19 protein-coding genes are annotated in these 20,439 nt (G+C 65.4%); 17 read left to right on the forward strand and 2 right to left on the reverse strand.

Annotation, left to right across the window (positions count from 1 at the left end):
- Nucleotides 1-86: 86 nt before the first annotated feature.
- The 3 genes from RBA95_RS14125 to proC all read left to right on the forward strand — a co-directional run bounded on the left by RBA95_RS14125 (nucleotide 87) and on the right by proC (nucleotide 1,870).
- Nucleotides 87-392: an accessory factor UbiK family protein gene (locus tag RBA95_RS14125; RefSeq protein WP_306017520.1), complete on the forward strand. Its 306-nt coding sequence runs from the start codon at nucleotides 87-89 to the stop codon at nucleotides 390-392.
- 114 nt (nucleotides 393-506) lie between these two features.
- Nucleotides 507-1,004, forward strand: a complete 498-nt coding sequence (locus RBA95_RS14130; RefSeq protein WP_306017521.1) for a YbjN domain-containing protein — start codon at nucleotides 507-509, stop codon at nucleotides 1,002-1,004.
- Between the two features lie 17 nt (nucleotides 1,005-1,021).
- Nucleotides 1,022-1,870 (forward strand): pyrroline-5-carboxylate reductase, encoded by an 849-nt coding sequence (gene proC, locus RBA95_RS14135; RefSeq protein WP_306017522.1) that lies wholly within the window; start codon nucleotides 1,022-1,024, stop codon nucleotides 1,868-1,870.
- Between the two features lie 19 nt (nucleotides 1,871-1,889).
- Here the strand turns inward: proC and RBA95_RS14140 are convergent, their stop codons facing one another.
- Both RBA95_RS14140 and flgK read right to left on the reverse strand, forming a co-directional pair.
- Nucleotides 1,890-2,801 (reverse strand): flagellin, encoded by a 912-nt coding sequence (locus RBA95_RS14140; protein WP_306017523.1) that lies wholly within the window; start codon nucleotides 2,799-2,801, stop codon nucleotides 1,890-1,892.
- A gap of 19 nt (nucleotides 2,802-2,820) precedes the next feature.
- A complete protein-coding gene (gene flgK, locus RBA95_RS14145) occupies nucleotides 2,821-4,947 on the reverse strand; it encodes a flagellar hook-associated protein FlgK (protein WP_306017524.1) in 2,127 nt (708 codons plus the stop codon).
- Nucleotides 4,948-5,397: 450 nt separating this feature from the next.
- On the opposite strand from flgK, the gene RBA95_RS14150 reads away from it, so the two are divergent.
- From RBA95_RS14150 to RBA95_RS14215, 14 genes are all read left to right on the forward strand, one after another.
- Nucleotides 5,398-7,362 (forward strand): flagellar hook-length control protein FliK, encoded by a 1,965-nt coding sequence (locus tag RBA95_RS14150; RefSeq protein WP_306017525.1) that lies wholly within the window; start codon nucleotides 5,398-5,400, stop codon nucleotides 7,360-7,362.
- A gap of 16 nt (nucleotides 7,363-7,378) precedes the next feature.
- Nucleotides 7,379-8,116 (forward strand): flagellar hook assembly protein FlgD, encoded by a 738-nt coding sequence (locus RBA95_RS14155; protein ID WP_306017526.1) that lies wholly within the window; start codon nucleotides 7,379-7,381, stop codon nucleotides 8,114-8,116.
- Between the two features lie 102 nt (nucleotides 8,117-8,218).
- Nucleotides 8,219-9,616: a flagellar hook protein FlgE gene (locus RBA95_RS14160; protein ID WP_306017527.1), complete on the forward strand. Its 1,398-nt coding sequence runs from the start codon at nucleotides 8,219-8,221 to the stop codon at nucleotides 9,614-9,616.
- Between the two features lie 181 nt (nucleotides 9,617-9,797).
- Entirely contained in the window at nucleotides 9,798-10,070 is a 273-nt protein-coding gene (locus RBA95_RS14165; protein WP_009803057.1) for a DUF1153 domain-containing protein, read from the forward strand.
- A gap of 179 nt (nucleotides 10,071-10,249) precedes the next feature.
- The gene (fliF, locus tag RBA95_RS14170; RefSeq protein WP_306017528.1) at nucleotides 10,250-11,902 is read left to right on the forward strand and encodes a flagellar basal-body MS-ring/collar protein FliF; all 1,653 of its coding nucleotides are present in this window, start codon (nucleotides 10,250-10,252) and stop codon (nucleotides 11,900-11,902) included.
- 1 nt (nucleotide 11,903) lies between these two features.
- The gene (gene fliG / locus RBA95_RS14175) at nucleotides 11,904-12,941 is read left to right on the forward strand and encodes a flagellar motor switch protein FliG (protein WP_306017529.1); all 1,038 of its coding nucleotides are present in this window, start codon (nucleotides 11,904-11,906) and stop codon (nucleotides 12,939-12,941) included.
- 13 nt (nucleotides 12,942-12,954) lie between these two features.
- Nucleotides 12,955-13,623 carry a FliH/SctL family protein gene (locus RBA95_RS14180; protein ID WP_306017531.1) on the forward strand — a complete coding sequence of 223 codons (669 nt, stop codon included), beginning with the start codon at nucleotides 12,955-12,957 and terminating at the stop codon, nucleotides 13,621-13,623.
- Between the two features lie 84 nt (nucleotides 13,624-13,707).
- The gene (gene fliN, locus RBA95_RS14185; protein WP_371933620.1) at nucleotides 13,708-14,013 is read left to right on the forward strand and encodes a flagellar motor switch protein FliN; all 306 of its coding nucleotides are present in this window, start codon (nucleotides 13,708-13,710) and stop codon (nucleotides 14,011-14,013) included.
- A 31-nt stretch (nucleotides 14,014-14,044) separates the two neighbouring features.
- Nucleotides 14,045-15,409 carry a sigma-54-dependent Fis family transcriptional regulator gene (locus RBA95_RS14190; protein ID WP_306017533.1) on the forward strand — a complete coding sequence of 455 codons (1,365 nt, stop codon included), beginning with the start codon at nucleotides 14,045-14,047 and terminating at the stop codon, nucleotides 15,407-15,409.
- A gap of 134 nt (nucleotides 15,410-15,543) precedes the next feature.
- A complete protein-coding gene (gene flhA / locus RBA95_RS14195) occupies nucleotides 15,544-17,658 on the forward strand; it encodes a flagellar biosynthesis protein FlhA (RefSeq protein ID WP_306017534.1) in 2,115 nt (704 codons plus the stop codon).
- Nucleotides 17,659-17,681: 23 nt separating this feature from the next.
- Nucleotides 17,682-18,665: a flagellar biosynthesis-like protein (FlhF) gene (locus RBA95_RS14200; protein ID WP_306017535.1), complete on the forward strand. Its 984-nt coding sequence runs from the start codon at nucleotides 17,682-17,684 to the stop codon at nucleotides 18,663-18,665.
- Nucleotides 18,662-19,465, forward strand: a complete 804-nt coding sequence (locus RBA95_RS14205) for an AAA family ATPase (RefSeq protein ID WP_306017536.1) — start codon at nucleotides 18,662-18,664, stop codon at nucleotides 19,463-19,465. Before RBA95_RS14200 ends, RBA95_RS14205 begins: the two co-directional genes overlap by 4 nt.
- Before the next feature lie 67 nt (nucleotides 19,466-19,532).
- Nucleotides 19,533-19,859 carry a hypothetical protein gene (locus RBA95_RS14210; RefSeq protein ID WP_306017537.1) on the forward strand — a complete coding sequence of 109 codons (327 nt, stop codon included), beginning with the start codon at nucleotides 19,533-19,535 and terminating at the stop codon, nucleotides 19,857-19,859.
- An 86-nt stretch (nucleotides 19,860-19,945) separates the two neighbouring features.
- On the forward strand, nucleotides 19,946-20,401 hold the full coding sequence (locus RBA95_RS14215; RefSeq protein ID WP_306017538.1) for a hypothetical protein: 456 nt from the start codon (nucleotides 19,946-19,948) through the stop codon (nucleotides 20,399-20,401).
- The last annotated feature ends 38 nt before the right edge of the window (nucleotides 20,402-20,439 follow it).

Consider the following 20,439-nt stretch of genomic DNA (forward strand, 5'->3'; position numbering starts at 1 on the left):
TAACTGTCAGGCGACGCGGCGCCGCATTGCTAAGCCGGCCCGTCGACGCCTATATGGGTCTTCATAGCAGAGCACACGGTGATGTCATGCAGTCACGCAATCCCATGTTCGCAGATCTCGCAGATCTGATGACCGACGCTTTCAGCGCCGCCCAGGCGGCCGGCGACGAAGCGCGCGCGGTGTTCCGCGCCCAGGCCGAACGGATGGCGTCCGAACTTGATCTTGTCAGCCGCGACGAGTTTGAAGCTCTGCGCGCCGAAGCGGACGCCAGCGCCGCCCGGCTCGAATCGCTGGAGGCCCGCCTGGCCGAACTGGAAGCCCAATCGGTGAAAAAGCCGAGCCGGGCCAAGTCCACGGCCAAGACGTCCACAGCAAAAAAATCCGCTGAATAAACCACTTATCAAATCCCCACCGCAGAGCGCTTGCACCCCGAGGACGGGGCGGCATACCGTCCGACATGGGCGGCGAACTGAGTCGCCAGGCGCTGCGAGGGGCTAGAGGACCACATGGATCTCACCACCCAGGAAACCGTCATTGCGATGGATCCGCTGGAAAGCATCGAGCAAGCCGTTCTGACGGCGCAATACGCCTATGAGCGCGATGACCTGGAACTCCACATGGCGGTGCCGGGCTCCTGGCGCGATCATCAGATCTGGTTTTCCTATCGCCCGGACCTCGACGTCATTCACATGTTCGCGGCCCTCGATCTGAAGGCGCCGGACAGCCGCTACAAGGATGTCTGCGAACTGGTGGCGCGCCTGAACGAACGCCTGTGGATCGGCCATTTCGAGATCTGGCACGAGGACGGCACGCTGGTCTTCCGCCACGCCCTGACCCTGCCGGAGGCGGAGAATGTCTCCGTCGCCCAGGCCGCCACCATGATCGAGGCGGCCAAGGAAGCGGGCGAACGCCTGTATCCGGCGTTTCATTATCTGCTGTGGAGCGGTAAAAGCCCGCTCGAAGCAGTGGCCGCCGCCATGTTCGACACGGCCGGCGAAGCCTGAGGATACGGACCCCCGACATGGCAGACACACAGGGCCGGATCGGCCTGCTCGGCGCAGGCCGCATGGGCTCCGCGCTGGCTTCGGGCTGGCTGCGCAAGACGCGCGGCGGCGTCAGCGCCGACAAGATTGTTCTGATCGACCCGCGCCCCGGCGTCGGCGCGCAAGCGCTGATCGAGCAATACGGCGTCACCTGCGCCCCGGCCCTGACCGGCGATATCGCCAGCACGCTCGACACGCTGGTTGTTGCGCTCAAGCCCGATCTGGTGCGCACGGCGCTGTCCGCCATCAGTGACGACCTGCCCGCTGACGCGCTGGTGGTTTCCATTGCGGCAGGCGTGCCCCTGCGCACCCTCGCCGCCGCCCTGCCCGGCCGTCCCATCGTGCGCGCCATGCCCAACACGCCCGCCGCCATCGGCGAAGGCGTTTCGGTCTGCGTGGCGAACGAAGCCGCCGACACCAGGGCTCTGATCCGTCAGAGCGAGAAACTGCTCAAGCCCGCCGGGCTGGTGGAGTGGATTTCCGACGAGCGGATGATGGATGCGGTCACCGCCGTCTCCGGCTCGGGCCCGGCCTATGTCTTCCTGTTCACCGAAGCGCTGGCTGCGGCGGCGGAAGCCGAAGGCCTGCCGCGCGCGCTGGCGGTGACGCTGGCCAAGCAGACCGTCATTGGCGCCGGCGCCATGATGAAAGCAGGGCTGGGCGAACCTGATGAGCTGCGCCGGAACGTGACCAGCCCGAACGGGACCACCCAGGCGGGTCTGGATGCGCTGATGAGCGGCGGCGGCCTGCCGGGGCTGGTGCGCAACGCCGTTGCGGCCGCCGAACGCCGGGGCCGCCAGATGGGCGCGCAGAGCGCAGGCGATTAGGCCCGCGCTGCGCCTATCCCTACAGATAGTTCAGCAGGCTGATCTGGCTGAGGCGTGAGAAGGTCTGGGCCGAGACCTGCACAGCGGTCTGGGCCTGCTGGAAACGGGTGGCGGCTTCGGCCATGTCCGCATCCTCGATGTCCGCAACCATGATCTGCAGATAGTCCGAGCGCTTCTCGTGCCCGGTGATGGAGCCTTCGATCTGCTTCTGACGCGCGCCGTTTTCCGCCATCGCCGTGTTGATGGTGTCGAAAGCGTTAATGATGTTGGCGAGTTCGGTTTCCAGGAAGGTCTGCTGCGCATCGGTGATCTGACCATCGAACGGGCCGTTCGGACCGGCATTGAAGTCGGCGATCCGCTCGATCGAGGCCATCAGCTCGGTCCCCACCTCCGACGCCGTCGAATTGAGATCGATGGTGATGGTTTCCTCGATCTTGGTGGTCTGACGATCCGCGGCGTTCTGGAAGGTCGCGGAGACATCGGGAACCGCCGCCTGCAGATCGGCGATGGAGTTCGCGGTGAACGGCACGGCATCCGTGCGCCGACCGCCGAACAGGAAAGAGCCGTTAAAGCGCATGTTCAGCGCCGCCGAGGCCCGGTCGAACACTTCCTGGACCTTGTCCATCATGAACGAGCCGTCATTGGTGGTCAGCGCCGTCCGCAGATCGGTGGCGGCGGTCGTCAGCTCCTGATAGGCGAGATCCTGAACCTCGAGCCGGTTCAGAACACGCTCGTTCGCCCCGACAAAGGATTCGCTGCGCGCCTGCGCGGCGCGGGCGGCGATGATCGTCTCCGCGGAATTGGCGTAGCCCTTCAGGTCCGGCGCCTTCTTGCCGCTGGCGAGCTGTTCGCGGGCGTCATAGGCTTCTCGCTGGGCCCGCATCAGATCGCTCAGGGCGGCCTGGTTTGCGGCCTGGGTGGATATTCTCATTCTAAGCTCCCTTCCCGACCTAAACGATGTTGAGCAGCGTATCCGACATTTCGCGGGCGGCCTGCAGCAGGCGCGCGGACGCGTTGTAGGATTGCTGGAACTGGATCATGCGGGCGAGCTCTTCATCGAGACTCACCCCTTCCACGTCTGACCGCTTGATGTCGGCGGCCTCCTTGACGGATTCCGATGCGGTCTGGGACCGCTCGGCGGCGGCGGCGACAGAGCCGACCTTGCCTGCGACCCGGGCGCCGTATTCGACCAGGGTGGACATGCCCCCTGTCATGCTGCCGGCATCGTCAAAGCTGCGCTTGACCTGCCCGGCCGAGGCCAACTCCTGGCCGCCGCGATTGTCACCGGCGGTGACCACGATATCGCCCGGCGCCGTGCCGCCATCCACATCCAGCTTTGCCATGGAGAGCAGGGTGGAATCCGACCGGATCTCCGGGCTCACCTCAAAGCCTTCGGAGCGGCTCATGCGCGCGCCGTCAGACAGGCCGAAAATCGTGGTGAAGGACTTGCCGGTGCCGGTGCGCACGCTGGTGTCGCCCGTGACGACCACCTCATAGCGCTCGAACCCGGCATTGGGCGTGAAGCTGACCTCGCCATTGCCGTCCATGGCGAACGAACCGTAAGCGCCCAGGCCCGTACCGGCAGCGTTGAGCGCATTGAGCTGGTCCTGGATGCTGGCGCCGGCCACGTTCACATCGATATCGGCCGTGCGCGCCCCGTTCGGGCCCAGCACCTTGAAGCTCATCACCCCGCCCGGGGCGAGGCCGTGGGCGCTGGTCGCGGTCAGACCGGTCTCGAAGAAGGCCGGGCGGTCGGAATCCACAATGTCATTCAGGCCGAAATAATGCGAGAAGCCCCGGCCGCCGATCGAGGACGGGTTGGTGCTGTCCTGGGCCAGGGCAATGCCGTGATTGGCGTTCGCCGCATCAATGCTCAGTCGGCCATTGGTAAAGCTGGCGGTGCCGTTCGCGCCCAGCGCGGTGTTCAGCTCGTTGACGAGATCGGTGATCGAGTTCGCCGCATTGCCGTCAACGGTGAAGCCGGCGCCGGTCACGGTGATGTCGATGTTCTGGACCAGCGTGCCGTCATTGTTGACCACAGCCAGGCGCGCCGCGCCCGAGCCCTGCAGCACATCCGCGCCGACCAGGCTGGTGTCACGTCCCGTCAGGGTGTTGGGCGGCGGATAGGCGCTGGCGTCATTGTGCGCGGCGTTGAGCGCATCGGCGGCGCCGGAGGCATATTCCGCCAGCGAGGCGGCGAGTTGAGGCAGGTCTTCATCACGCAGGTCAATCAAACCGCGCAATTCGCCCGACGTGATGTTCTGGGTGAGGTCCACCCGCGCGCCGGAGGCGGACACGACCGCCGTGATCTCACCATAGTCGAGCCCGTAATTGCCGGTCCCGGCAGGCGTGTATTCCAGCTCCAGCCGGGAATTGTCCAGCAGCGCCACGCCATCGGCCGTGGAGACGAAGATCCGGCCATCCTGCTGACGCTGGGTGCGCACATCGATATAGCTCGACAGCTCATCCATCAGCTCGACCTGACGGTTCGCCGCACCGCTGGTATCCGCCGAGCTGGCGTTCAGCGACTGGGCCTGCACGTTCAGATCCTGCATTTCCTCCAGGATCTCGTTGATGCGGCCAATGCCCGCGCCGATCTTGTTATCGGCTTCGTTGCGCAAGGTGCGGATCTCGACCGACAGGCGCTCGGCCTCATCAAAGAAGCTTTGCAGCTCGGACGCGGCGCTGAGACGCGATACCGCCTCGGCGCTGTCCGCCGCGGCGGCGCTGAGCGAGTCAAAGGCGGTGTTCAGGCGACCGAAGAGCGAACCTTCATCGCTGGTGCTGCCGAACTGGGCCTGCAGACGGTCCAGCGAGGAATAGCGGGCTGACGCTGCGGAGAAATCGGAATTGGCGCGAATGGAGGCGGCGAGCAGGTATTCGTCTGTAATGCGCTCGACGCCGCGCACGTCCACGCCCATCCCCTGCCCCGCAACATTGCGAGAGGTGATGGCCAGTTCGGTGCGCGCATAGCCGGGCGTGTTCACGTTGGCGACATTGTTGGACGCCGTGCGCAAACCCAGTTGCGACGCCTTGATGCCGGACAAGGCGTTGCCGATGACAGAATTGAGCGCCATGTGCGCCTCCAATACCGCTCCGCCGGGGCGTTTTTGCCCATAAGGCGGCAGAATTTTCCTAGCCAACACCTGGATAGCGATACTGTCAGCCCGACCGCGGTTCCCAATAAATACCTTTATTTTAAAGGCTTTTCTTGGCCCTGCCGGAATGACGCCTGTTCGCGCCTGCCTGCTGGCTGTGTGTAGACCCGCAAGCAACGGGCCAAACGTAAAACCGCGCCCGGCGCCCGGCAATTGTGTCATCCGGCATGGGGGAGAATCTGCCGGTCGGCGCCGATTTCAAACCCTAACAACAAGTTTACTTGCTGAATTAATTGACTTTTTTGATTTCACTGAATTGGCACGCCCTTTGAAGGGAAAGCGCGACCACATGGCTGGACAAAACGTCCCGCCCCTTCGACGCAGCAAAACGCGGCGCATCAGCTTGATGATTTGCGGAGCCCGACGCTCATGCCGCTCGACCGTCTGCCCCCGGCCCCTGCGCCGACTGCCCCCAGCCCGAAACGCGCCCCACGCGCGTCGAGCGAGGGTGCGCAGGCGTTCAACCTGCCCGAGGCTGAAAACCGCAAGTCTGCTTCACCCTCCAGGTCCGAAGCCAGCAAAAGCGACGCCGCCAAGTCATCCCAGAGCCCGTCCAGAGAGGGCTCCGACGCCAAGGCGCGCGAAGGCGCGGCGGATGCACAGGCGCAACAGGCCCAGGCGGCGGAGGCTGCCGCTCAGGACGGTCGCGAAGCCGCGCTGACGATCAATGACCTGTTCAGCCAAGCGCTCAAGGGCGACTCCAGTGCGTCGCCAGACGCTACGAGCGGATCGTCTTCCCAAGCCGCCCCGGCGGTTGGCGATGCGTCTGCAGATGCCGCCGGCTCCAAAGCGGGGGCAAATGGCAAGGCGGCGGAAGCCGCAGCCAAGGCTGGCGCTGAGGCCCAGCCCGCTCAGGGTGACTCCAAGGCCGGGGCTGACGGCGCCAAGGCTGACGCCAATGGAGCCCCCAAGGACGCCGCATCCACGACCGGCAAGCCGACCGAGGCTCAGGCGGCGACGGCCGCCCCTGCATCTGCATCTTCAGCAGACCAGTCCGATATTGCGCCTGAAGAGACCGTCGCCGTGAAACCGGCCGCCAACGCCAAGTCCGAGACGACGGCCCAGGGCAAGAGTACAGAGACTGTAAACCAGGGCGCGACCGCCCAGCGCCCGGTAACTGACGCACAGTCCGGCGCTGCGGACGATGACGCGGCACAGGATGTCGAAGTCAGCGCGACGCGCACGCGGGCGAACGCCGAAGCGCCAGATACCGGCAAGGCGCAATCGTCGACGACCGAGACCGAGACGCAATCATCTTCCGAGACCGGCAAGGCCCGAGGCGAGCAGGATGCGTCCGCCAAGTCCCGGAGCGAAGAGCCCAAGGCCCAGCCAGCCGCGACGCCCTCAGCGAGCCGCGAGGCTGAAGCCCAGGCCCAGGACGCCGCAGCCGCAAAGCCGCGCCCACAAGCGGAGACCCAGGGACAGACACAGTCTGCCAGCGTTGCAGCGGATGAAGCTCAGGCCGCTGCCGCCGCACAGGCCGCGTTCAAGGATGGAATGCGCGCAGACCGTCGCCCTGACTCAGACCGGGCGCCGGGCATTCAGAACAAGATCCGAAACGCCGACAAGAGCGAGGCCGGATCGAGGCCCGCTGCGCCCCAGGGCGGCCCTGAAGCCAGCGCGCCCAAATCCGCGAACGTGGAAACCGGCGCTGCGCCGTCCGCCAACCGTTCCGTTCAGCCGCCTTTCGCGACCCTGGCTGCATCCGCGCCTGTGGATCCGTTGTCCTGGCTGCTTCAGGACAGCCTGATGACGGGCGAGGCGCCGGTGGAAGCGCCGAGCGACACCTCTGACGCCGAGCTAGACATGAGCACGGTGCGGGCCGAGCCGCGCCTGGAAGCCGCACGGCCGTCCCAACACCCTCAAGCGCATGCGGCCTCACGCTTTGCGCCCACCACCACCCAGACGCTGGCCGCCCAGATCGCCCGCAAGTTCAACGATGGCGGGCGGGTGTTCGACATCCGTCTTGATCCGCCCGAGCTGGGCCGGGTCGAGGTGCGCCTGGAGCTGGGTCCGGACAACAAGGTGTCCGCCGTACTGAGCGCAGAGCGCGCCGACACCCTGTCCGAGCTGCAACGCTCCGCCCGCGATCTTGAGAAGGCGCTGACCGATGCCGGCCTCGAGCTTGGCGAGGACGGGCTGTCCTTCTCGCTGAGCGAGGACAATGGGGCGTTTGACGGCTTCCAGCAGGAGTCGGACGGCTCCGCTGACGGCTTCTCCGCCCGCAACCAATTCACGCTGGAGGTCGAGACCGACCTGCCCGGCGCCCCCCTCACGGACGCGTTGTACGGCTTCGCCGTTAGCCAGCGCGCCGGCGTCAATCTGATCGCCTGAGCAGAAGAGCGAGATCATGACCGAAGTCAACGCAGCCGCCCAAGCCGCCCAGGCGCAACAATCGCAAGGCCAATCCAAGCTTGCGACCGCCGACCTTGCGGAAAATTTCGACACCTTCCTGGTGCTCCTGACCGAGCAGCTGAAGAACCAGGATCCGCTGGATCCGCTGGAATCGGAGCAATTCGTCCAGCAGCTGGTCCAGTTCTCCTCGGTGGAGCAGCAGATCGCCTCCAATGAATCGCTGGAAGCGCTGCTGTCCCTGCAGCAGAGCGACGCGCAGCTCAAGGCGCTCGAGTTCATTGGCAAGGACGCCACGGTGAACACCCGCTACAACCTGCTCAAGGATGGTGAAGCCACCTGGGAGTATGGCCTGGCTCAGGAAGCAGACAGCGTGGAGCTGCTGATCTTCAACGAGCGCGGCGAGCAAGTTCGCCGCCTGCAGGGTGAGACCAGCGAGGGCGTCCATGAAGTCGTCTGGGACGGCAAGGATGAGGGTGGAAACGCTCTGCCTGAAGGCGTCTACGAGATCGAGGTCATCGCCAAGGACGCTGATGACAACGCTATCGATGCCGCCACGCGCATCAGCCACCGGGTCACCGGCGTGGAGATGAGCGGCGGCGAGGCACAGGTCAGCTTCGGCCGCGGCGAGCTCGTCTTGCCCGCCAGCCTGGTGACCAGCGTCCGCGAGGCCGCCAACACCGCCGCCAACACGAACAACGGCTCACCGGACGAAGAGTCCGAGGCCGCCGCTTAACCCCGATAACGGGGAAACCGGAGCCCGAACCGCTCCGCAACAAAATCGAGGCTCTCCGCCAGAAGGACCGGGAGCCCTGGCTAAAACGATGGGAAGCAAATCATGAGTATCAACTCAGCCATGGCCGCCGGTGCATCCGGCCTGATCGCCAACTCTTCGGCGCTCGCGGCGATTTCCGACAACATCGCCAATGTGAACACCGTCGGCTACAAGCGCGTGGATACGATCTTCACGCCCAACTACAAGATCGGCGGCGGCGGCGAGACCCGCTACGCCTCTTCGGGCGTGAGCTCGAACTCGCGTCTGGACGTGAACTCGTCCGGCCTTCTGACCCCGGGCGTGAACGCCACCGACATGGCGATTGACGGCGACGGCTTCTTCGTCGTGCGCCCCAGCCCGACGGCAGGCGGCTCTTCTGACGCCGTACTGTTCACCCGTTCGGGCGGCTTCCAGACCGATTCCTCGGGCTATCTGCGCAATGACGCCGGCCAGTATCTGTACGCCTGGCCTGTCGCGGCAGATGGCACCGTCAACCAGAACCCGTCCAATGTGGACACGCTGGAAGCGGTGAACCTGTCCAATATCGGCGGCACCGCCAACGCCACCTCCAGCGTGCGCATCAACGCCAACCTGCAGGCCAGCACCACGGCGTCCGCCGCGGCGGCGACCTATGACGCCACGGCCTCGGGCACGAACATGGCTTCGGGCACGGTGACGCCGGACTTCCAGCGCACCATCCAGATCTACGACACCCAGGGCGGTGTCCGCTCTGTGACCATGTCCTTCCTCAAGCACGCCACCAACGCCAACCAGTGGCATGTGGAGCTGCACGTGCAGCCCGCCTCTGACGTCACCACGGGCGCGCCCCTGATTGATGGCCAGATCGCTACCGGCATCGTCGCCTTTGACACCAATGGCGAGATTGTTCCCGGCGCTCCGACCACCCTGCCCACCACCTTGCCGTTTGAATCCTCGGACGCTGCAGGCGCTGTCGGCGCAGGCGCGGTGCGCTGGGCCGCATCAACGGGTGTTGGCGCGCAAACCATCGACCTGGATCTGGGCACAGCCGGCACGCCGGGCGGCATCACCCAGTTCAACTCGCCTTCCAACCTCGACTCCACCGTGGTGGATGGCGCGATCTTCGGCGCTTTCGCCGGTGTGGAAGTGAGCGATGACGGCTTCCTGTCCGCTCGGTTCACCAACGGCGTGGTGCGCCGCGTCTATCAATTGCCGGTCGCGACCGTGTTCAACCCGAACGGTCTGGCCTCGGTCGGCGGCGCGAGCTTCCAGATCACCGAGGACTCCGGCGCCTTCACCCTGAACGCCCCCGGCTCGGGCGCCTCGGGCACCATTGCCGCGAAGACGGTCGAGAACTCCAACGTCGATATCGCGACCGAATTCTCCAATCTTATCATCACCCAGCGGGCCTATTCGGCCAGCTCCCGGATCATCACCACGGCCGACGAAATGCTGGCCGAGGCGATCCAGATGAAGCGCTAACCCACCGCCGTCCCACCGGCCGACTGACACCCCGGCGCTTCGGCGTCGGGGTGAATTTTTTCTAAACAACTGATTTACCGCACTTTTACCCTGCGCTTTAGGCTCACCTTAAGAGGCCTTCGCTATAACCCTCCTCATTAAGGACCCGCGTTAGACGGGTCTTCTTACAAGGATGGGTCGGATGGAACGTCGAGCGAAGAAGGAAAACTATGTCATCGGTCCAGATGGCAGCCCTTTAACCGTGGCCGATTTGCCGAGCCCGGATACCAAGCGTTGGGTTATTCGCCGAAAAGCTGAAGTGGTCGCCGCCGTACGGGGCGGACTTCTCAGCCTGGATGAAGCCTGTGATCGCTATCGGCTGACCGTGGAGGAATTCCTCTCCTGGCAGCGCTCAATCGACCGGCATGGCCTTGCCGGACTGCGCACCACGCGCATTCAGCAATACCGCCAATAGGCGGTTCGCCCCCCTCTCTTTCAGGCCTGCTTTCAGCGCGGCGAGCTTCAGTTCGCCGCGCTGATCGTGTTTTTTGATTCAACGCGTTAAGACCTCGTTTACGCGGATAGTGGGAAAAACTTGCCTAGCCGCTACAGGGAGCGGCGTTTTCCTGATTCGGAAATCAGCAAGGGCCCAGCGTGAACGCGTTACTGGAACAGCTTTCTCGATTCGGAGTCGGTCGACTGGCCGCCATTCTCGGCCTCACCGCCGGTGCGGCCGCGGCTCTGGTGTTTTTCACCATGAGCATGAACTCCAATGGCCAGGCGCTGCTGTTCTCCGGGCTCGGCCCGGCGGACGCAGCGGCGGTCAGCGAGCGCCTGGATCAGGCCGGCATCACCTATGAGCTGCAGGAAGGCGGCTCGGCGGTCTATGTCAGCACCGACCAGGTGGACGAGGCGCGCATGCGGGTGGCCTCGGGCGGCGCGCTGAGCTTTGGCTCGGTTGGCTATGAGATCTTTGACGAGACCGATGCGCTGGGCACCACCAGCTTTGTCCAGAACGTCAACGCCAAGCGCGCCCTGGAAGGCGAGCTGGCCCGCTCCATCAACACCCTGAACACGGTATCCGCCGCCCGCGTGCACCTGGTGCTGCCCGAACGCCGCCTGTTCTCCCGCGAGCAACAGGATCCGTCCGCCTCCGTCGTGATCAGCGTGCGCGGCGATCTGCCAAGCTCCCAGATCGCGACGATCCGCAATCTCGTCGCTACCGCCGTGCCGGGCTTGCAGGCCAACCGCATCACCCTGGCCGATGACCAGGGCCGCCTGCTGGCTGCGCCCAGTGATGCGGAAGGCGATGTCATCGGCGCCATGCTCGATGATCGCCAGAACGCCATCGAACAGGATCTGCAGGAAAAGATCCGCGATCTCGTGGAAGGCATTGTCGGTCCCGGCGGCGTGCGCGTCGCCGTCACCGCCGAACTGAACCGGCAGAGCCAGACCCGCACCCGGCTGGAATATGACCCCAACGGCCAGGTCGAGGTGAGCCGCCGCGCCGTGGAGGAAAGCCGGGCCGAGCCCGTCACCTCCGGCGGCGTCTCGGTCAGCGAGAACACGCCGGACGCCGAAGCGGGCGCGGATGGCGAAGCCCCGCTCATGGCCACCAGCCAGAGCTCGACCACCGAACGCAATTACCAGAACACCCAGGAAGAAACCGTCTCCATCATCCAGGCGGGCGATCTGGAGCGCCTCGCGGTCTCGGTTGTCCTCGACGAAGTGGCGACCGTGGACGAGGAAGGCAATCTGACCTTCGAACCGCGCAGCGAGGCCGAGCTGACCCAGATCCGCAATCTGGTCGCCGCCGCCGTGGGCTTTCCCACCGGCACGACGCTGACCGATGGCGACCAGATCCTGGAAGTCACCTCCATGCGCTTCAATCGGCCCGACCTGACGCTGGGCACCCCGGCGCCGGAAGGCTTCTCGCTGGCGCGTCTCGACTTCATGCGCATCGCCGAAATCGTCGTGCTGTTCGTGACGGCCCTGCTGGTGATCCTGCTGGTCGCCCGGCCGCTGGTGCAGGGCGCGATCGGCAATGTCAGCAGCCGCCCCGCCCTGGCGGGCGCTAGCGCTGGCGGAGGCGGCATGCCGGAAAATGTGCAGGCGCTGCTGGGCAATTCCGAGGGCGGCCAGATGATGCTGCCCGAGGGCGAGTCCGCCGATGACCATATCGACGTGGCCCAGATCGAGGGTCAGGTGAAGAAATCCTCCGTGCGCAAGGTCGCCTCACTTGTGGAACAGCATCCTGATGAATCCATGAGCATCCTGCGCACCTGGATGCACGACGGGGAGGGTTGAGATGGCTGAAGCGCCTGCTCCTCGTGGTCGGAAGATCGACGATCCCGCCAATATGAGCGGGGCTGAAAAGGCCGCCGTGATCCTGCTGGCGCTCGGCGACGAGCAACGCCAGCTGTGGGAAATGATGGATGACGAGGAAATCCGCGTCGTCTCCCAGGCCATGGTCAATCTGGGCAATGTGACCTCGGGCGCGGTCGAAAAGCTGATCATGGAGTTCGTCGGCTCCATGTCGTCCACCGGCTCCATCGTCGGCTCGGTCGATCAGGCCCAGCGCCTGCTGTCCTCCTTCCTGCCCGAGGACAAGGTCGACCAGATCATGGAAGAGCTGCGCGGTCCCGCCGGCCGGACCATGTGGGACAAGCTCGCCAATGTGAACGAGGTGGTGCTGGCGAACTATCTCAAGAACGAATACCCGCAGACGGTCTCGGTGGTGCTCTCCAAGGTGCGTCCCGATCACGCCTCGCGCGTGCTGGCCGCCCTGCCCGAGGATTTCGCCATGGAAGTGGTGACCCGGATGCTCCGGATGGAGCCCGTCCAGCGCGAAATCGTGGAAAAGATCGAAGAGACCCTGCGTTCGGAGTTCATGAGCAATCTGGCGCGCACCTCAAAGCAGGACAGCCACGAGCTGATGGCGGACATCTTCAACAATTTCGACCGCCAGACCGAGAACCGTTTCCTCGCCTCTCTGGAAGAGCGCAATCGCGATTCCGCAGAGAAGATCCGCTCGCTCATGTTCGTCTTCGAAGACCTGGGCAAGCTCGATCCGCAAGGTGTTCAGACCCTGCTGCGCGGCGTGCCCAAGGACCAGCTGGGCCTGGCGCTCAAGGGCGCGTCCGACACGCTGCGTGACCTGTTCTTCTCCAACATGTCCGAACGCGCGGCGAAAATCCTGCGCGAGGACATGGCGTCCATGGGCCCGGTGCGCCTCAAGGACGTGGATGGCGCGCAACAGGCCATGGTCAACCAGGCCAAAGACCTCGCCGCAAAAGGCGAAATCCTGCTGTCCGAAGGCGGCGGCGAAGACGAGCTGATTTACTAGGAGCCCATGGCGAATGACTGACGGCTTCAAGAAATTCGACTTTGACCGGGAGTTTGACTCCGACGGCCGCATTCTGCGTGAAGGCGACACCTTCAAGCGCGTCTATACCGAGGACGAGATGCAGATGGTGGCCGAGCAGGCCGCCGAAGCCGCGCGCCAGGTCGCCGAGATCGAGGCCCAGGAAGCCGCTGCTGAAGCGGCCGGCCAGGTCGTGCATCAGGTCGCCGGACTGCTGGGCCGCCTGCAGGCGGAATCCGAAGCCATGCGCCAGGATGCAGCGCGCCTTGCGCTGGCCTCGGCCCGCATCATCGCTGGCGCTGCGCTCGAGCAGTATGGCGAGGAAACGCTGAAGGACTGCATCACCGAAGCGCTGGCCGATCTGCGCAGCGAGCCGCGCGTGGCCGTCCGGGTGAACCCGTCCATGTCCGACGCGCTGGCGGAGATCCTGGAAGGCGAAGCCGCGCAGAACGGTCTCGAAGGCGCGCTGATCGTTCGCGCCGACAGCGACATCGCCCGCACCGACTGCGTGCTGGAATGGCGCTCGGGCGCCATTGAACGCACCACCGCTGACATCGAATCCCGCATCGAGCAAGCCGTGAAGAACTGGCTCGCCCAGCCCCGAGAGGGCGATGCGGATCTCACCCCCGATCAGGCCGCCATGGGCGGTCAAGCCTCGGCCTGAAGGAGTTAGACCATGAGCGACGACGATCTGAACCTCCCCGATCTGTCTGACGGCCCGGATGTGGTGAACCCCGATCCCGAGCCGATGAACGAGCCCGAAAACGGCGCGGCCCAGGCCCTGATCGACGAGGAGGTCCGCACGGCGGTGGACCTGGCGCCCGTCTTTGACGTGCCGGTCAACATCTCCGCCGTTCTGGGCAAGGCCCATGTGGATGTGAACTCGCTGCTGCGCCTGACCTCGGGCTCGGTGCTCGAGCTCGACCGCAAGGTCGGCGAAGCCATCGACATCTACGTGAACTCTCGCCTGGTGGCGCGTGGCGAGGTCGTCGTCGTGGACGACCGGCTGGGCGTGACCATGACTGAAATCATCAAGGACGGGGACACCGGCTGACCCCGGCCGCCCATAGGAAAGGAAACGAACGATGCGCGTTCTGATCGTTGGAAGCCTGGGCGGCCAGTTGTCCGCCGCCACCAAAATCGCCATGGACCGCGGGGCGAAGGTCGCCCATGTGGACACCATCGCGCAAGCGACCGCCTATTTGCGGGCCGGCAAGGGCGCCGACCTTCTGATGGTGGACGTCAATCTGGATGTGGGCAGCCTGATCGCCGCCAACGAGGCCGAACGGATCATCGTTCCGGTCATCGCCTGCGGCGTGAATGTGCGCCCCGAAGCCGCTGCCGGCGCCATCAAGGCCGGCGCCAAGGAATTCATCCACCTGCCGCCAGAGCCCGAGCTGATCGCGGCCGTGCTGGAAGCCGTCTCCGACGATGACCGCACCCTGATCGCGCGCGATCCGGCCATGCTGGACGTGGTGCGCCTGGCCGAGCAGATCGGCCCGTCTGACGCTTCGGTGCTGATCACCGGCGAAAGCGGGGTCGGTAAGGAAGTCATGGCGCGCTATGTGCACAAGAAGTCCAAGCGCGCGTCAAAAGCCTTCGTCTCGGTGAACTGCGCCGCGATCCCCGAAAACCTTCTGGAATCCGAACTGTTCGGCCATGAGAAAGGCGCCTTTACCGGCGCGCTGGCCCGCCGGATCGGTAAGTTCGAGGAGGCCGATGGCGGCACGCTGCTGCTCGACGAGATCAGCGAGATGGATGTGCGCCTGCAGGCCAAGCTGCTGCGCGCGCTGCAGGAACGCGAGATCGACCGGGTGGGCGGCTCCAAGCCCGTGAAGGTCAATATCCGCGTGCTGGCCACCTCGAACCGGGATCTGCGCGAGGCGGTCAAAGAGGGCCAGTTCCGCGAAGACCTCCTGTTCCGCCTGAATGTGGTGAACCTCGCCATTCCGCCGCTGCGCGAACGCCCCGAGGACACCCTGGCGCTGGCCGATCATTTCCTGAAGAAATACGCCAAGGCCAACGGCGTGGACTATCGCCCGCTGTCTGACGCCTCCAAGGCCCAGGTCGTCGCCCGCGCCTGGAAAGGCAATGTGCGTGAGCTGGAAAACGCCATGCACCGGGCCGTCCTGCTAGCCAGCGGGGACGAGATCGAACCTGAAGCCATCCGCCTGCCGGACGGCTCGCCCCTGCCCGCCAGCTCGGCCGGCGCCTCCATGGCGCGTCAGGCGGCGCAAGCGGCGGACGAAGCGATCAATCTTGTGGGCAAGACCGTGGCCGAAGTGGAGAAGGATCTGATCCTCGACACGCTCGACCATTGCCTGGGCAATCGCACCCATGCAGCGAACATTCTGGGGATTTCGATCCGCACGCTGCGCAATAAGCTCAAGCTTTATGGCGAACAGGGGGAGGATATCCCCGGACCGGGCGAGTCCCGGGTCGCCGGATGACGCAAAGCCCGGTTCTGAACGGACCGGGCGCTCTCGAAACGCTTTTGACGTGATGAGAATCCGGGCACTCAAATCCCAGGGCGGGGCGCAGAAGCGGCCAGCCTGTTAACCTTACCAGAACGGGCCCTTTTTATATGGCTGACGCCAACGCCTCTTCCCAAAGCGGGGTCGACTTCGCCCAGATCGCCAAGCGGCTGGCGCGGGGCGATATCGCGATGGGTCTGGGGGTTCTGGGCCTTCTGGTCATGCTGATCCTGCCTTTGCCCAAGGCGCTTCTGGACGTGATGCTGGCGGTGTCGGTGAGCTTTTCCGTGCTCATCCTGATGACAGCGCTGTTCATCAAGTCGCCGCTGGAATTCACTGCTTTCCCGGCCATCCTGCTGGTTGCGACCATGCTCCGACTGGGGCTGAACGTGGCTTCCACCCGCTTGATCCTGTCGGAAGGACAAAGCGGCACGGCGGCGGCGGGCGACATCATCGAAGCCTTTGGCAGCTTCGTGATGCAGGGCAATTTCGTCATCGGGATCATCGTGTTCATCATCCTGGTGATCGTGAACTTCGTGGTCATCACCAAGGGTTCGGGGCGGATTGCGGAAGTCGCCGCCCGCTTCACCCTGGACGCCATGCCCGGCAAGCAGATGGCGATCGACGCCGACCTGTCTTCGGGTCTAATCAACGAGGATGAAGCCCGCAAGCGCCGCAAGGAGCTCGAAGAGCAATCGAACTTCTTCGGGGCCATGGACGGCGCCAGCAAATTCGTGCGCGGCGACGCCATGGCGGGCATCCTGATCACCTCGATCAACCTCATCGGCGGCATGATCATCGGCGTCGCCCAGTCGGGCATGGATTTCGGTTCGGCGGCGAACACCTTCTCGACGCTGACCATCGGTGACGGCCTGGTCTCCCAGATCCCGGCGCTGATCGTGTCGCTGGCCGCGGGCCTTCTGGTTTCCAAGGCCGGCGTGGACGGGGCCGCGGAAGAAGCGGTGTTCGGCCAGCTTTCGGCCAACCCCGCCGCCATGGGCATGGTCGCCGGCACCTCGCTGGCCATCGGTCTGCTGCCCGGCATGCCGCTCATTCCCTTCGGACTGATGGCGGCGGGCGCCGGCGCACTGGCCTGGACGAGTTCGAAGAAACGCGACAAGGCGGTCGAGACCGAGGCGCGAGAGGCCCTCGCCGAGGAGGAAGCCGCCGCGCAAGCGCCCGACCCCGCCGATGCGCCGATCGAGGACACGCTGCATATCGACGAGCTGAAGATCGAGCTCGGCTATGCCCTGCTGCCGCTGATCAATGATGTGGAAGGCCGTCGCCTGACCGACCAGATCAAGGCTCTGCGCCGCAATCTGGCGCAGGACAGCGGCTTCGTGCTGCCCAGCGTGCGCATTGTCGACAACATGCAGATGCCCGGCGAACAGTATGTGCTGCGCGTCAAGGAGATGGAGGCCGGCGTCGGCGAGCTGAAGATCAACCAGATCCTCGCCATGAACCCGTCCGGCGCCCAGGTCGAGCTGCCCGGCGCCCACGTCAAGGAGCCCGCCTTCGGCCTGCCCGCCACCTGGATCGACGAGAGCAATCGCGAGGAAGCCACCTTCCGCGGCTATACGCTGGTGGACCCGGCGGCCGTGCTGGTCACCCATCTGACCGAAATCCTGCGTGACAATATGGCCGAGCTTTTGAGCTATTCGGAAACCGAGAAACTGCTCGACGCCCTGTCGCCCCAGCATCGCAAGCTGGTGGACGAGATCACACCGGGTCAGATCACCCGCGCAGGCATCCAGCGCGTATTGCAGAACCTGCTCAAGGAGCGCGTCTCGATCCGCGATCTTGCCGCCATTGTCGAGGGCGTGGCCGAAGCGTCGGGCGCGACCAACAATCTCGACGCCATCACCGAGCATGTGCGCACCCGCCTGGCGCGCCAGATCTGCTATTCCAACCGCGGCCCGGACGGCAATCTGCCGGTCCTGTCGCTGAGCCCGCAATGGGAGCAGGCCTTCGCCGAAGCCCTGATCGGGGAAGGCGAGCGCCGCCAGCTGGCGCTGGCGCCGAGCAAGCTTCGCGAGTTTGTCGAGGTCGTGCGCGCCGCCTTTGACCGGGCAGGGATGAGCGGGGATGTGCCGGTGCTTCTGACCAGCCCGCATGTACGCCCCTATGTGCGCTCGCTGACCGAACGCTTCCGCCCGCAAACCGTGGTGATGAGCCAGAACGAGATCCACCCCAGCGCCCGGCTCAAGACCGTCGGCCAGATTTAACGTCCTGAAGGAGAGACGGCGCGATGCGCCTGCGCACCTACACCGGAGACAGCCTGAGCCTAGTCATGGAGCAAGTGCGCCGTGAGCTGGGTCCTGATGCGGTGATCATCTCCACGATGGATTCGCCCGAAGGCGGGGTGCAGGTGCGCGCCGCCGCCGAGCGCGGCGCGGTCCAGCCCAAGCCCGAAACGCCCGAAGCCGCCCTGGCCAAGCGCGATCAGGCGCGCGCCACGGCGCGGGGCCAGGCGGATGAAGGGCTGACGCGCATCGCCCGGGCGCTGAGCTGGCATCTGCCGCCCGAGCGCGCCTCCGAAGCGCTGATGGACAGCGCCATGGCGCTCGAGGACGGCGAAGCCACCGCCACCCTCGCCCGTGCGCTCGACCAGCGCTATGGCGTGCATCCGCTGGAAGCTGATCCCGGTCGCCCGGTCCTGCTAGTGGGACCGCCGGGAACCGGCAAGTCCTCCGCCCTCGCCAAGCTCGCCGCCCGCGCCGTCGCCCAGGGCCACGCCCCGGTGCTGATCAGCGCCGATGTGCGCGCCGGCGCTGCAGAACAGATGACGGCCTATGCCGATGCGCTGGACCTGCCGCTGGAATGCGTGACCGGGCCGCGCGAACTCAGGACCGTGCTGGAGCGCCTGCCCGCCGGACCGACCCTGATTGATGTGGCGGGCCTGAACCCGTTTGATCTGGACCAGCTTGATGACATTGCGGCCCTGGCGGACGCCTCTGACGGGGAGATCGTCGCGGTTCTGGACGCTGGCATGACGCCGGGCGACGCCGAGGACGCCGCCGCCCTGTTCAGCTCGATCGGCGCGGGCCGGGTCATCGCCACCAAGCTCGACATCGCCCGTCGCCTGGGCGCTTTGCTGGCGTTTGGTGAAGCCGGACTCGCCTACGCCCAGATTTCCGCCTCCCCCTTTATCGGCGACGGCCTCGCGCCCGCCACCGCCCTGCGCCTGTCCAGACTGCTTCTGGAAGACCCCGGAGAGGAGCTCCCGGCATGACCAATTTCGCCACAGACGCCACGACGGCGCTGAGCGCGCCGCGCCGCGCCGGACCGCTGCTCGCCATCGCGTCAGGCAAGGGCGGGGTCGGCAAGACCACGCTCGCCATCGCCATGGCCCATGCCTTTGCCCGCCGGGGGCAGCGCACCTTGCTGGTGGACGCCGATCTGGGCATGGCCAATGTGGATGTGCAGCTGGGCGTCAGCGCCCATAGCGATCTGGCTTCAGTCGTCGCGGGCGATCTGAGCCTGGCCGAAGCGGTCAATTCCGCCGGCGAGGACAGCTTCGACCTGATCGCGGGCCCCTCCGGCTCCGCCGCGCTGGCGGGGCTTGATCTGGAGACCGTCAACCGGCTGGCCGCGGGCGTCACCGCCGCCGCCATGGCCTATGATCGCACCCTGATCGATCTGGCCGCCGGCGCCGAACGCTCCACCATTCGCCTCGCTGCGGCCGCGGATGATGTCATTGTCGTGCTCAATGACGAACCGACCTCGCTGACCGACGCCTATGCCTTCGTGAAGACGCTGCGCATGCGCGATGAAGGCGCGAGCCCGTTCGTGGTCGTCAACAATGCGCCGGACCACGCTTCGGCCCAGACCGCCTATCAGGGCTTCGCCAAGACGTGTGAGAGCTTTCTGGGCTTCCGTCCGCCGCTGGCGGGGATTGTGCGCCGGGATGCGCACGTGCCGCTGGCGGTGCGCGCACAGACCATGCTGGAAAAGCGCTATCCCGCCTCCGACGCCGCCTCTGACATCGCCAAGCTCGTCCGGGCGCTGGAGCATGGCGTTCCGGTCAAGTAAGATGGCCCACGCCCTGGGGGGCGGACGATGACACGGCCGCATACATGCGGTTGGAACGGGGGGAACGATGGCGGGCAATGACGCCTGGAGCCTGTTATGGGCCGGTTTCACATTCTTTGATCTGTCTTTCATCCTGATGGCGGGGATCGTCGCGGCGCTGGCCATGCGCCGATGGCGGCAGCTGACGGCGGCGGCCCTGATCGCCTACGCCATCGATGTGCTGTTGCGCTTTACGCTGGAATTCATGAGCGCCGGGGACATGCCGGCCAATTTCGCCATGGATCTCGCCTTTGCGCGCATGGACATGCACGCCCTGTCCGCCATGCTCCGCCCGTTCTTGTATTTCGGCACGATCGCCATCCTGTTCGGGATCAAGAAACGCTATGGCGGATAACAGTCCGCTCTGCATCCAAATCACGGCCTGACCGCATCCTGATCTGAAAGCGGCGCCATCGGGGCGCCGCCACAGACAGGTTTGCCATGCTCAACGCCCTCCTCCTCGCCACCGCCATGCTCAGCCCTCTCGCCCCAGACGTACAGCTGGGCGAGAGTGAAGCCGCAAATGCCGCCGCATTGCAGGCGCTGTGCGCGTCACAGACCCGCCGCGAACTGGACCCGGCCGAGTTGCCGCTCGCCCAGTCCAGCCACGTCCAGATCGATTGTGACGGCTATGTCTTCATGGATGCGCACCGCCGGGCCGAATTCGTGTTCGCCGATGACCGACTGACCCATGTCTGGGTGCTCGTCGAAGCCGACGAGCTCGATATGCTCGATGCAGCCTTCACGGAACAATACGGCCCCGCCAGCGTGCGCACAGAGGGTTTCAGCGCCTATTTCGACGCCCGGGCGGCGGTGCGCCGGGATATCCCAGAGGCGCTGTACTACGCTTCAGATGCGGCGCCGCTCTTTGAGGCCTGGTTCAGCAACGCCGGCTGACCCCCGAGATCGGCAGAATCAAAAAGGGCGCGTCCGGC

The sequence above is a fragment of the Oceanicaulis sp. MMSF_3324 genome (assembly GCF_030733545.1).
Taxonomy (GTDB): Bacteria; Pseudomonadota; Alphaproteobacteria; order Caulobacterales; family Maricaulaceae; genus Oceanicaulis.